Origin of the sequence: Limnothrix sp. PR1529, from assembly GCF_002742025.1 — a bacterium.
Classification (GTDB): domain Bacteria; phylum Cyanobacteriota; class Cyanobacteriia; order CACIAM-69d; family CACIAM-69d; genus CACIAM-69d.
The window spans coordinates 1-12,835 of sequence record NZ_LIRO01000007.1 but is presented as its reverse complement, the minus strand read 5'-3'; the positions used below and the strand labels follow the sequence as shown (position 1 = coordinate 12,835).

Sequence of the window (12,835 nt, the reverse complement as noted above, 5' to 3'; positions counted from 1 at the left end):
CTGAAGCCTGTCTGAGCGATGCCGGTTTGGGTCGCGGTTGCCCGGCCTTTTCACCCATTTGTAAAGCACTTTAGAAAACCCGAAGCCCTATGACTGCGCTGGTTTCCCCGACTGACTCCCTGGCCCAGGAGGCCTTTCAAACCTGGCTGTGGCGTGGCTACCGAGTGCAATGGTTAGCCCAGGGCAGCGGCCAGCCGATCGTGCTGTTGCATGGGTTTGGGGCTTCGATCGGCCATTGGCGCAAAAATATCCCCGTGCTGGCCGCGGCCGGCTACCGGGTCTATGCGATCGATCTGTTGGGGTTCGGCGGTTCCCAAAAGCCCCCGATCGATTACAGCATGGAGCTTTGGCAAGATTTGGTTTTGGATTTTTGGGCTGAATTCATCCAAGAGCCAGCCCTGTGGGTGGGTAACTCGATCGGGGCACTGTTGGCCCTGATGTTGTCGGCGGCGGCTCCGGAACGTACCCGAGGAACGGTGTTGTTGAACTGTGCCGGGGGGCTAAATCACCGCCCTGAGGAATTAAACCCGGTGTTGCGGTTGGTGATGGGTACGTTTGCCCAAGTGGTGAATACTCCAGGCATTGGGCGGTTTATGTTCAATCAAATTCGCCAAAAACACCGGATTCGCGGCACGCTCAAGCAGGTTTATGGCAACCCCGAGGCTGTTACGCCGGAACTGGTGGATTTGCTGCATGAACCTTCCGGGGATGAGGGCGCATACGAAACCTTTGCCTCGATTTTGGCTGCACCGCCGGGCCCCAAACCCGAAACGCTGTTGCCGCAAATTGCCGGGCCCCTGTTGGTGTTGTGGGGAGAAACGGATCCTTGGACACCGATTCAGGGAGCCAAAATCTATCAAGATTTAGCAAAAACGGCGGGCGATCGGGTGACGTTTGTGTCAATTCCCAAGACGGGCCATTGTCCCCATGATGAGCGTCCCGAAGTTGTCAACTCGGCGATCGTCAACTGGCTGAGTCAGATGGCTTGAGTGGGGCAGAAAATTGTTGACGCTAAATCTTTGGCGCTAAATCTTTGATGCTGAATCTTTGACCGTTGATTGACCGTTGATTGACCGCTCATTAGCCGCGCAATGAGGGCCCGTTGCGCCTAATTCACGTGGCGGCCGAGCCGATCGCGTTGCAAAACCTTGCAAAATTCAAGTCAAGTTCACCGCCAAGCCGGGCCCAATGGCAATATGGACGGGCCCGATGCAATGAGTAACCCGACCCCAGGGCGATCGGCTGTTCCCGCATTTTGGAATCAGCCCCAGGCCATTCCGGCGATCGGGGTCGCCCCGGGTGAATCAGCCGCAACGTTCACCAACAGGCAGGTTTAGGGATAGGTGCTGTGCGAGCGCAGTGCCAACGACTTGCCAATGACGCGCAAATTACGAGACACAGCTCTGAGCTGGCCGCTGATCGCATGACTGCCAATCCATCTTCCACCTCCCGATCGAACCGTCGCGCCAAAGCTGTCAAGTTTGTGAGGCGCTGGCATTTGGTGCTGTGGACTGAGCGGCTGCTGATCCTTGTGGCTTGGCTGAACTTGATGTTGGTGGCGTTCCACATGACCTATGTGCCGCTACGATCGTGGTATTTGCGCGCGGCCCTGCTGGTGCGAGATTGGGGCACGGAAGTTCCGCTGCTGGGCCAGGTGGTGGGGCCGCCGGGAGAAGTGCGGCTGTTTTATGACCCGATCGTTGGGATTGAGCCGGAACGTCAAACCCAGGCTTATCTGAAAGTGGTTGATCAATTGGTGACGGTGCTGGAGCGCGGGGGAGTTGACTCGCCTCAGGTGTCGCCCCTGCTGGCGGACTTGCGCGATCGCAGCCAGGAAATGATTAACCAAAATCCTTTTACCCTGTCCGATCGCAGCGGTAGCCTGGAAATTATTAAAAACCGAATGCGCGATCGACTGGGCGTGGAGTCCTCCAAACGCGCCTTTGACACCTTTTGGAGTGTTGACTATCTTCGTTCGCGCACTTGGACTAGGGAACTCCGATTTTTTGATCGGGAAATTCGGTTCCAACTACAAAGTAACTATTTTCGCAGTATTGGAGAAGACGGGCGACCCGCCGACTATTTTGGAATTTTAGATACGCCCTTTGTCATTCTGTTTGCGGTGGAATTTGTGGTGCGGACTTTGTGGATTCGTCGCCGCTATTCTGCCCTCAGTTGGCAAGCTGCCGCCTTCAGCCATTGGTGGGATTTGTTGTTCATTAGTCCCTTCTTCCGTTGGTTGCGTATTATTCCCGTGGTGATTCGTAGCAACAAGGCGCAATTTCCCAATCTGGAACCCATTCGGGCCCTGATCAGCCGAGGAATTTTGGCGGGTATTGCTTCAGAATTGACGGAAGTGGTGGTGCTGGAATTTATATATGGCCTCCAGAGTTCGGTGAAATCCGGTAGCCTGTCCCAGCAAATTTTGGATGTGGCGAATAATCCCTATGTGGAAGTGAATGATGTGAACGAGATTCAGGCGATTTTTGATCGCGTTTTGCAACTGAGTCTCTATCGCGTTTTGCCGGAAATTCAAGAAGATTTAGCCAAACTTTTGGCCTATCAAATGGAGTCGGTTTTGGCTCGCACACCAACCTATCAAGCCCTGCGAGCTTTGCCGGGATTCAGCAACTTTTCAAACCAATTGGCGGGGCAAATTGCGGCCAATCTATCGGCTATTGCCACTAATGTGCCCCAAAAGGCCTACAAAACCTTTGCGGTTGCTGATCCTGAGGCGGAAAAGTTGCTTGAAAAATTAGTCGAGGACGCTTCGGCTGCGTTTCGTCAGGGATTGGCAGAACCCAAAACTCAGCAGGAGTTGCAAGAGCTGATTTTTGATTTGTTGGAAGAGCTGAAGTTGAGCTACATCAAGCGATCGCGCGATCGGGCGGATTCGTTGCAGATTTTGCAGGAAACGGAGCAGTTGCGGCTCAAGGCAGGTAAGCCCAAGCTTTGATGTTGCTCAGCAGCTTAGATTTCGCTCAGTCCAAACCCAGCCAGCACAGACCAGCCGATCGCAACCGAGATTTCTTAACTCACGCTTAACGAACATGCTTAACTAAACTGTCGTTGGGCAAAGCGCTGAGCAACGGTTAAGCGGCAGGTGATGTATGCAAGTGGTGAAAACTGTGGCGGCCTTGCGCTGCGCAATGGAATTGTTTCGATCGAGCGCTGCTGGCATCACGATCGGCTTGGTTCCCACCATGGGGGCCCTGCACGAGGGCCATCGCAGCCTGATGACTCGGGCCCGATCTCAATGTGGCCGGGTGGTGGTCAGCATCTTTGTCAATCCGCTGCAATTTGGCCCCCAAGAAGATCTGGAGCGCTATCCTCGAAATTTGGCGGCGGATTTGGCCCTTTGCGAAGCGGCGGGAGTGGATTTGGTCTTTGTCCCCACGCCTGCGGCATTGGGCGTGGCTGATCGCACGGAACTGACCCAAGTGGTGCCGCCGGACGGTTTGGCCAACGTCCTCTGTGGGCGATCGCGACCGGGGCATTTCCAAGGGGTAACCACGATCGTGACCAAGCTGTTGAATGTGGTGCAGCCTGATTTGGCCTTTTTTGGCCAGAAGGATGCCCAGCAGGTGGCGATTTTGCGGCGGTTGGTGGCGGATTTGAACCTGCCGGTGGAGCTGATTACCTGCCCGATCGTCCGGGAGAGCGACGGTTTGGCCTTCAGCTCCCGTAACCAATACCTGAGCGCTCCGGAACGACAGCAGGCCTTGGCCATTTTCCAAAGTCTGCAAGGGGCGATCGCCCAGTTCCAGGCCGGCGAGCGATCGGCGGCGGCCCTGCTGGAACCGGTGCGATCGACCCTGAGCCAAGCGCCGGGCCTGAGCCTGGACTATGCCGAGCTGGTGGATCCCGACTCCCTCACGCCTCTCCAAACCCTGGAGCAGGCGGGCCTGTTGGCGGTGGCGGCCCAGGTGGGATCGGCACGCCTAATTGACAATGTGATTCTGCAAACGCGCCGGCCGATTGTGGCGATCGATGGGCCAGCGGGCGCGGGCAAGTCCACCGTAACCCGACGGGTGGCCCAACAATTGGGGTTGCTTTATTTGGATACGGGAGCCATGTATCGATCGGTGGCCTGGTTGGCCCTCGATCGGGGTCTGGATCCCGCCGATCGCCTGGCCATGGCCGAGCTATCCGCCGATTGCACCATCCGCTTTGGCGAACCGGTGACCCCCGGTGGCGAACAGCGCGTTTGGATTAATGGCCAAGAGGTGACCAGTTTGATTCGGACTCCGACCGTTACGGCCCAAGTATCCGTGGTGGCGGCCCATGCGGAGGTGCGGCGGGCCTTGGTGGCCCAACAACGGGCGATCGGGCGCTGTGGTGGCCTGGTGGCCGAAGGGCGCGACATTGGCACCCATGTTTTTCCCGAGGCGGAGGTGAAAATCTTTTTGACCGCCACCCCCCGAGAGCGGGCCAAGCGACGACTACAGGATTGGCGCGATCGGGGCCAAACCGACCTGCCCGATCTAGACAGCCTGGAAGCCGCCATCACCGAGCGCGATTACCAAGACAGTAACCGTGTGGTGGCCCCCATGATTAAGGCAATTGACGCTTGGGAGTTGGTCACCGATGGCATGACGATCGAGCAAGTGGTGCAAGCGATTGTGGCGCGGGTTCCTTAGGGGCTGTCATCCTGGGGCTGAATTTCGATTCGGGGCAACTGGCGATCATCTCCGGGGCGGAGTAGGCGCGATCCCTTGGGTTCAAAATCCGATGACAGGCCCTAATTTTAGGCGGCGACGGTGACCAATGCTTGGGTGGCTGGGGCGATCGAACCGGGGGCGGCACGTTGACCGGGAATCGCCACCGTGAACTCCGTGCCCCAGGCGGGATCCGTGGTGCAAATCAGTTGACCGCCGTGCTTTTCCACCACGATTTGATACCCGATCGCCAGGCCCAGCCCCGTGCCGCGGCCCACCGGCTTGGTGGTAAAGAAGGGATCGAACATCCGTTGCTGCACCGATTCCGGAATCCCGGGGCCATTGTCCCGAATCCGCACCACAAACAAACCATCGCCCGATCGCGCCTCCGTGGAAATCACAATTTCTGGGTGTGGACATTGGCCCCGCAACGCCGCCTCTTCCAGCGCATCCACCGCATTCACCAGCAAGTTCACAAACACCTGGCTCATCAAACCGGGGTAACAGTCCACGGGCCAAGCCTCGTCGTATTGCGTCACCACATGAATGGTGGGCGATGAGCCATTGCCCTTTAATCGATGCCCCAAAATCATCAGGGTGCTGGTGAGGGCTTCGTGCAAATCCACCCGGCGCATTTCCTGGCCATCCATGCGCGAAAAATTGCGCAAATCATGCACAATATTGCGAATTCGCTCTGTGCCTTCGCGCATCGATCGCACCACCTTTGGCAAATCATCCACCAGGAAATCGAGGTTTAAATCATCCTGGTAATCCCTAATTTCTTCAGGGGGATGGGGATAGGTTGCTTGATACATTTCCAGCAGCGTTAGCAACCCGTTCATATATTCCTGAACATAGTCCAAATTGCCATAGACAAACGAGGTGGGATTATTAATCTCGTGGGCAATTCCGGCCAACATTTGGCCCAAGCTGGACATCTTTTCAGTCTGAATGAGTTGGGCTTCCGTGTCCTTCAAATCCGTGAGGGCGGCCGACAATTCACGGGTGCGCTCTTCCACGCGCTGCTCCAAGGCCAAATTGGCTTGTTCCAGGTGCTCGTTTGCCTGTTCCAATTTTTCAAAGGAGGCTTTTAATTGCCGACCCATGGAATCAAAGGAATGGGAGAGCGCACTGAGTTCCACAATCGGCGATCGGGGCGGTAGGGTTTGTTTTTGATCGATCGCAAACCGTTCCGCCGCTTCGGCCAACTGCTGCACGGGCCGGCTAATCGTCCGGGTGGTAACCACTCCCAACACCACCGATCCCGCCACGGCCAAGGCACAAATCCAGATGGTTTGTTCAGTGCTGCGATCCACTTCCCGGGTCAAGTCCGATCGGGGGATGGCCAACAGGATTTGCCAATCTAAGCCCTCTAAACCATTCCAACTGGCCGATCGCACAAAATAAGGCTGATCTTGTAAGGGGGTTTCCAGCTCCACATTTTGCAAAAGCTGCCCATCTTTGGCCCGCACCAGACCCCCCAAAGATTTCAAGACCTGATCGTTGGTGTTATCCATCGACAGGCGCTGAATGGAACCGCTTTCTTGCGAGAAGCTATTACCCTTAGAAGCGGCAATTACCTTACCGTCTCGCTCCAACAAATAGACCCTGGCGTTAGGGGTAATGTGGAGGGCTTGGAGTTGTTGTTGCAAGGCATCAAACAGAAAATCAATGCCAATCACGCCCTTGAGCGATCGATTCTTTTCGCTATAAACGGGGTAGCTGGCAGACACTGCCAGCCGCTTGGTGGGTTCACCGGTCTCCCAGGTATAAATGGAACTCCAGGTGGGGCTTTTGGCCCGAACACCTGCTAAATACCAGTCGTCCGTTCGCGGCTCATAATCATACAAATCAAGTTGCTTTTTGACCTGCCCATTGCTGTCCAACAGCGATCGTTTAATCTTACCTGGATGCTGTTGGGGATCAATTACCTCTGAGACCAAATCGCCATTGCTCAGCCGTTCAATCCCGACAAACAACCCTCGAGGATTGGCAAAGTTAATGTAGGTCATGCCGGGATAAATCCGCATACTTTGCCAGAGTTGCTGTTGGATGGCTCCCAAATCTTCGGAGGAAATCACATCCCGAGCCAGAAGCTGGGCGTTGATGGCATTAATTTGCTGAGGTTGCCGCAACTCCTGTAACAACTTGGATTCGACCGCTTCGACCGTGTGGTTTTCCAGATGATCCACCATCCGGCCAACGGCCTGGCGGCTATTTTGGATCGACCAATAGGCACTGAGACCAACAGCCAAGCCCACTTCCAGGCAAAACGGAATAATTAACAAAAACTTGAGGCGAATCCAAGCACCTTTGCGGATTCCTGCCCCTTTGGCTGCACCACTCGATCGCTGTTGATGTTGAACCATCGTCATAGCCGCCATCCACTTTCCTAGATGAATAGTTGTAGACCGTCAGTTGGAAAAAACTAGGGAAGGCTCGATCGCGCTGCGAGTCCACGGCAGAACATCCCAGACAGATGCTCAGCAAACGACGCTTCACACAACAATTGGTATGCCAGGATACCATCTGACTTCGATTGTGACCCAAGAAATTTAGGCTAATTTGAAAGTTCTTTGGAAGTTTTGAAGTTTAAATTTGCTGGAATTGACTCATTTTGTTTAGATTTAAGGAATTTTTAAATTCCCAAGCGCTGTTGCTTGCTTAGACTCGGCTTTTTGCCAGCCAAGCCCGCAGACTCGATCGCCCCTTCAGGATGGAATCCGGCGGCCCTGGAGCTTTGGGCAAAAGGCATCAAAATAGAAACGGCCGGCGAATATTGCTGCTGGTGGCCATTCGGTGTTTGATGGATGATTTGGCATGTTGGGTGGTTGGGTTTGTGCCTGGCTCTTGCAGTAGGAGGTTAAAAACGTGGCTAGCGGATTTGTTTCGCAATCGATCGCCCTTGGGGCAACATTCCCGATCGTGGATCCCCATCAGTTTGCAGCGCGGCATATTGGGCCAGACGCGATCGAAACGGCGGCCATGCTGGAGGCCATGGGGCTAGAGTCGATCGACCAATTAATCGACAAAACAATCCCGGCGGATATTCGACTGAATCGATCGCTCCAGTTGCCCCCGGCCATGACGGAAACGGCGGCCCTGGCCCGACTGCGGGAAATTGCCAGCCAAAACCAAACCTGGCGATCGTTCATTGGCACGGGCTACTACGGCTGTATTGTGCCCGGCGTGATTCAGCGGAATGTGTTGGAAAATCCCGGCTGGTACACGGCCTACACGCCCTACCAGGCGGAAATTGCCCAGGGTCGGCTGGAGGCGCTGCTGAATTTCCAAACCCTGGTTTGTGATTTGACCGGGTTGGAAATTGCTAATGCGTCCTTGCTCGATGAGGCGACGGCGGCGGCGGAAGCCATGGCCCTCAGCTACGGCGCGACCAAATCGAAGACGGCGCGGGCCTTTGTGGCCGATCGCGGTTGCCATCCCCAAACGATCGCCCTGTTGCAAACCCGGGCCCAACCGCTGGGGATTGAGGTGATCGTCACGGACTGGCGATCGCTGACGGCGGCGGACTGGACGGCACGCGGCATCTTCGGGGCGATCGTCCAATACCCAACGACTTTGGGAGCGATCGAGGACTACCGGCAATTGGTGGAGCAAGCCCACGCCGCCGATGCGTTGGTGACGGTGGCCACGGATCTGTTAGCCTTGACCCTGCTGGAACCACCGGGGGACTGGGGCGCAGACATTGCGATCGGCAGTTCCCAGCGGTTCGGTGTGCCCTTGGGTTATGGTGGCCCCCACGCGGCCTTTTTTGCGACGCGCGATCGGTTCAAACGGCAAATACCCGGCCGGATCGTCGGCGTGTCCAAGGATGCCCAGGGCAAGCCGGCCCTGCGCCTGTCGCTGCAAACCCGCGAGCAACATATCCGCCGGGACAAGGCCACCAGCAACATTTGCACGGCCCAGGTGCTGTTGGCGGTGATGGCGGCCATGTATGCCACCTACCACGGGCCGGCAGGCTTGCGGGCGATCGCCCAGCGGGTGCGCCACCAAACCGTCAGCCTAGCCCAGGCTTTGCAGTCCTTGGGTTACGACCTGGCGGAAACGGCCCAACTGTTCGACACGATCGCCCTGAAACCCACGGCGCGATCGCCCCATCGATCGGCCGCCGAGGTGCAAATCGCCGCCGAAGTGCGTCAGGTGAATTTGCGCTATTTGTCCGACGGGTCGATCGCCCTCAGCCTGGACGAAACGACCACGGAGCAGGATCTAGAGCAACTGATCAAGATCTTTGGTGGCGACGGGTGGCAACCGATCGAACCGCCCGCCCTGATGCGATCGCGCACCAGCGACTACCTGACCCATCCGGTCTTTAACCGCTACCACAGCGAAACGGAGCTGCTGCGCTACCTGCACCGGTTGGAAGCCAAAGACCTGGCCCTGAATCAGTCGATGATTCCGCTCGGGTCTTGCACCATGAAGCTGAACGCCACGGCGGAAATGATTCCCGTCACCTGGCCGGAGTTTGGCAACCTGCACCCCCACGCGCCCCGATCGCAGGCGGCCGGCTACCAAATTCTGTTTGAGGAACTGGAGCGGGATTTGGCGGAAATCACCGGCTTCGCGGCCGTGTCCCTGCAACCGAACGCCGGTTCCCAAGGGGAATATGCGGGATTGCTGACCATTCGCCACTACCACGCGGCCCGGGGCCAGGGCGATCGCACCGTTTGCCTGATTCCCCAGTCCGCCCACGGCACAAACCCCGCCAGCGCCGTGATGGTGGGGCTGCAAGTGGTGCCCGTGGCCTGCGATGCCAACGGCAACATCGATCTCGACGACCTGCGGGCCAAGGCTGACCAACACGCCGATCGCCTGGGCGCGTTGATGATCACCTATCCCTCCACCCACGGCGTATTCGAGACGGCGATTCGGGAGATCTGCGCGATCGTCCACGATCGGGGCGGCCAGGTCTACATGGACGGCGCGAACCTGAACGCCCAAGTGGGCCTCTGTCGTCCCGGCGATTTCGGGGCCGATGTGTGCCATTTGAATTTGCACAAAACCTTCTGCATTCCCCATGGCGGCGGCGGCCCCGGTATGGGGCCGATCGGGGTGGCGGAGCACCTGGCTCCCTTCCTGCCTCCCACCGATTGGCAGGCGATCGCCCAGGCTCCCACGGGCGACGGCTCGATCGGCTTGGTGTCCGCGGCCCCCTTCGGCAGCGCCAGCATTCTGCCCATTTCCTGGATGCACATTCGGATGATGGGCGCGGACGGCCTGAAACGGGCCACAGAACTGGCAATCCTGAACGCCAACTACATCGCCCACCGGCTCGATCGTCACTTCCCCGTGCTCTATCGCGGTGAGGCCGGCTTCGTGGCCCACGAATGCATCCTCGATCTGCGGGGCGTGAAACAATCGGCGGCGATCGAAGTGGACGACATCGCCAAACGGCTGATGGATTACGGCTTCCACGCCCCCACCGTTTCCTGGCCCGTGTTGGGCACAATCATGGTCGAACCCACCGAAAGCGAATCGAAAGCCGAAATCGATCGCTTCTGTGATGCCCTGATCGCAATTCGGGAGGAAATCCGGGCGATCGAATCGGGCTCCATGCCCCGCGACAACAACGCCCTGAAGCACGCACCCCACACCGCCGATGTGCTGCTGAAGTCCGACTGGGATCGCCCCTACAGCCGCGAGCAGGGAGCCTACCCCGCCCCTTGGACACGCGAGGTGAAATACTGGCCGCCGGTCTCCCGGATCGACAACGCCTGGGGCGATCGCAACCTGGTTTGCGCCTGCTTGCCCATGGAAGCCTACGCCGAACCCAGCTAAAACCACCTGAAATTAGCGGGTGATCGCATCATCAAGCCCGATCAACCTTGGACAGATGCGATCGCCCACCATTACTAATCGGTTTGGGATCGGTTTGGGGCTGATTAACCGATTTTCTAGGGTTGATTGTCGTCTTTATCAAGAAAACTGAAACGGCTATTGTTCTGGCTGCCATCGTCGTAGCAAGGGGCTTAAGCCCCTTGCTACCAACAGTTTGGCAATGACAGATCAGGGTTTTCAGTAATTTAGAAATTTCCGCTAATCATCCTCGGGGCGATCGCTACTCCAAAACAACTCCAAGGCTGATTCATCTAGCAGATAAGCCGAGGTTTGATCGCCAATCACCCGCTTGCCCACCCTCGGGAAAATAGCCATATCCAAGGGTTTGTTTTCGCCACCCATTAGATAAACCAACTCTTCATCAAACGGGTTACGCAAGTGATGTGGCTGTTGCGGAATGCCAAACCCCATGAAGTCTCCGGGCCCCACTTCGTATTCCGCCTCACCAATTTCCGCAATGCCCCGACCCGACAAAATATAAACCCACTCTTCTTCGGTTTGGTGGGCATGATAAATAAATGACTCTTTACCAGGCGGCACTCGGGCGATCGTGATGCCAATCTGTTTGAGGCCAGCTACCCGACCCAAAAACCGCATATCAATTTCCGAATTGGGATTCAGTGGATGTTGAAATTTGACTGCATCCATCGCATCAATTTCAGATGCTCTGATCAAGGCAGGTGGCTTTTCAGGATTCATGATCTGGACTCTCTAGAATGATGTATGAACTGAAACCAGACGAGCTGTTTTTGGATCACACTGAAACTGATCGATTTTGCCCTCGTGGATTTTTTGAATCCTGGCTTCAATCACCGCCAACGGATTAAAAAATTATTTTTTAGGGTTTACGGGCTTTCCAAATCGATCAAGCAGTTTCAACGCCAAGCAGGCAAGATCAACATTCCATGTAATAGCAGTTGGCGGTTAAATTGGGCTTTACTCGGATGGATTTTCGACAGAGGATGGCGGTTCAGTATTCTCGGTTGTTGTTTGGGTAGTATCTGGACTGCTAGGGGGCGTTTGCAGTTGTTGCATGAACCAAGCCGCCGCGGCCGTGTTGGTTTCTGTGGCCAGTCGCTCCAGGGTTTGTTCTAGGAGGTCGATCGGCAAACCGGCTAACACCTGTGATTGTTCCAACAATCGATAATGGCCAGATTCATCCAAACTAAAGGCGAAAATTCGCAATCCCTTAACATCAACCACCCAATATTCAGGAATCCCTAAACTCGCATAGAGCTGTTTTTGTTCGTCCAAATCTAGGCTGAGGGTGGTGTCAGCAATTTCGCCCACCAAGTCGGGCCGGCGATCGCGTTGCAGATTAATTCGACGCGGTTGGCCCGGTTGCCACTGGGGAATATTATCCCCTCGATAGAGCACCAAATCGGGCGAACAGGCGTGGGTTTCTGGCGATTCCAGTAGGCAGCGACCGTAGGATTGCAGGGTGACTTCTGGATGGAGAAATGCCCAGAATCCAAAGATCATCGTGATCAAATCGCTAAACGCCGCATGATTCGGCCCTTCAAATCCCATATTGACCCACAACCAATCGTGATGAAATGCAATTTTTTGCCAATTTGAATTGGAATCGCGAACTGCTAGATAATCTGCCCAAGTGGCATCACGGCGCTGCCAGCGAGATGCCAGTGGTGGTGTGGTTGGTCTATCCAGTGCTAGGGTCATCGATCGCCTCCTAGGATCTCTGATCTGCTCTCACTTTGCTGGCCGAAAACGCGATCGCTGCTGTTATTACTGTTATATAGATTCTCTTTGCAAGTCAGCTCTCAATCAGGTCTCTAATCAAGATTGTGATCCTGTTAGTTGGGTTTTGGGTAGGTTTTGCTAATGGGGTTCCCGATCGCGCTGGTGGGGCAATGGTTCGCAGGGCTTGAGGTTAGCGGATTTTGCTGATCTGCGAAGGTGCGTAAACCGTCCAAAATATTCAGAATTTGAGCGGTGTTCAGGCGATCGAGTGCCTCTTGGCCCTGACTAGCCCAGGTAACCCAAGGCTCCGTTCCGCTGGCCGCTGACCATTGGGCTAACTGCTCCACAAAACCGCGCATCTGGCGCAGGGTCATGGTTTGGCGCAGGGATCCTTCATAAACCAAGAGCCACGATCGCACCACCAGGGGATTGGGGGCCGCTTCGGTGAGCTGAATCGGGGCGATCGCCCGGCTCTGTGCAGCTAAATCCGTTGGGGCCAGAGGCGGCGGGGGTTGCTCTGCGGCCTGTTGCAAAGCAGCTTTCAGCGCCACGTCCAGGCTGGAGGGATGGTCGGCCCCTGAGTTTGTCGGGGGGGTGGCTGGGATTGGGGGTTGGGC

General features: G+C 56.2%; 9 protein-coding genes. 5 read left to right on the top strand and 4 right to left on the bottom strand.

The genetic code is table 11. From position 1 onward, the window contains the following. Positions 1–89 precede the first annotated feature (89 nt). From AMR42_RS00710 to AMR42_RS00700, 4 genes are all read left to right on the top strand, one after another. On the top strand, positions 90–989 hold the full coding sequence (locus AMR42_RS00710; RefSeq protein WP_099531556.1) for an alpha/beta fold hydrolase: 900 nt from the start codon (positions 90–92) through the stop codon (positions 987–989). A 225-nt stretch (positions 990–1,214) separates the two neighbouring features. After that, entirely contained in the window at positions 1,215–1,337 is a 123-nt protein-coding gene (locus tag AMR42_RS21330; RefSeq protein WP_255407477.1) for a hypothetical protein, read from the top strand. Positions 1,338–1,423: 86 nt separating this feature from the next. Further along, positions 1,424–2,956: a hypothetical protein gene (locus AMR42_RS00705; RefSeq protein WP_099531555.1), complete on the top strand. Its 1,533-nt coding sequence runs from the start codon at positions 1,424–1,426 to the stop codon at positions 2,954–2,956. A 154-nt stretch (positions 2,957–3,110) separates the two neighbouring features. Beyond that, positions 3,111–4,640 carry a bifunctional pantoate--beta-alanine ligase/(d)CMP kinase gene (locus AMR42_RS00700; protein WP_099531554.1) on the top strand — a complete coding sequence of 510 codons (1,530 nt, stop codon included), beginning with the start codon at positions 3,111–3,113 and terminating at the stop codon, positions 4,638–4,640. A gap of 107 nt (positions 4,641–4,747) precedes the next feature. On the opposite strand, the gene AMR42_RS00695 is transcribed toward AMR42_RS00700, so the two are convergent. Further along, the gene (locus tag AMR42_RS00695; RefSeq protein WP_234406427.1) at positions 4,748–7,033 is read right to left on the bottom strand and encodes an ATP-binding protein; all 2,286 of its coding nucleotides are present in this window, start codon (positions 7,031–7,033) and stop codon (positions 4,748–4,750) included. A gap of 523 nt (positions 7,034–7,556) precedes the next feature. Between AMR42_RS00695 and gcvP the strand changes: the two genes are divergently transcribed. Continuing rightward, positions 7,557–10,457, top strand: a complete 2,901-nt coding sequence (gene gcvP, locus AMR42_RS00690) for an aminomethyl-transferring glycine dehydrogenase (protein ID WP_368670710.1) — start codon at positions 7,557–7,559, stop codon at positions 10,455–10,457. A 258-nt stretch (positions 10,458–10,715) separates the two neighbouring features. Here the strand turns inward: gcvP and AMR42_RS00685 are convergent, their stop codons facing one another. The 3 genes from AMR42_RS00685 to AMR42_RS00675 form a co-directional block, all read right to left on the bottom strand. Beyond that, a complete protein-coding gene (locus AMR42_RS00685; protein WP_234406426.1) occupies positions 10,716–11,165 on the bottom strand; it encodes a cupin domain-containing protein in 450 nt (149 codons plus the stop codon). A gap of 288 nt (positions 11,166–11,453) precedes the next feature. Further along, complete coding sequence (locus AMR42_RS00680; RefSeq protein WP_099531550.1) at positions 11,454–12,197, bottom strand: Uma2 family endonuclease; 744 nt, start codon at positions 12,195–12,197, stop codon at positions 11,454–11,456. Positions 12,198–12,331: 134 nt separating this feature from the next. Further along, positions 12,332–12,835, bottom strand: a 504-nt coding sequence (locus AMR42_RS00675; protein ID WP_234406425.1) for a hypothetical protein, incomplete at its 5' end; no start/stop codon positions are given.

What these genes read in the sequence shown, in the direction of transcription:
- AMR42_RS00710 (WP_099531556.1), top strand. Translation starts at nt 90, where the DNA reads ATGACTGCGCTGGTTTCCCCGACTGACTCCCTGGCCCAGGAGGCCTTT.
- AMR42_RS21330 (WP_255407477.1), top strand. Translation starts at nt 1,215, where the DNA reads ATGAGTAACCCGACCCCAGGGCGATCGGCTGTTCCCGCATTTTGGAAT.
- AMR42_RS00705 (WP_099531555.1), top strand. Translation starts at nt 1,424, where the DNA reads ATGACTGCCAATCCATCTTCCACCTCCCGATCGAACCGTCGCGCCAAA.
- AMR42_RS00700 (WP_099531554.1), top strand. Translation starts at nt 3,111, where the DNA reads ATGCAAGTGGTGAAAACTGTGGCGGCCTTGCGCTGCGCAATGGAATTG.
- AMR42_RS00695 (WP_234406427.1), bottom strand. Translation starts at nt 7,033, where the DNA reads ATGACGATGGTTCAACATCAACAGCGATCGAGTGGTGCAGCCAAAGGG.
- AMR42_RS00685 (WP_234406426.1), bottom strand. Translation starts at nt 11,165, where the DNA reads ATGGATGCAGTCAAATTTCAACATCCACTGAATCCCAATTCGGAAATT.
- AMR42_RS00680 (WP_099531550.1), bottom strand. Translation starts at nt 12,197, where the DNA reads ATGACCCTAGCACTGGATAGACCAACCACACCACCACTGGCATCTCGC.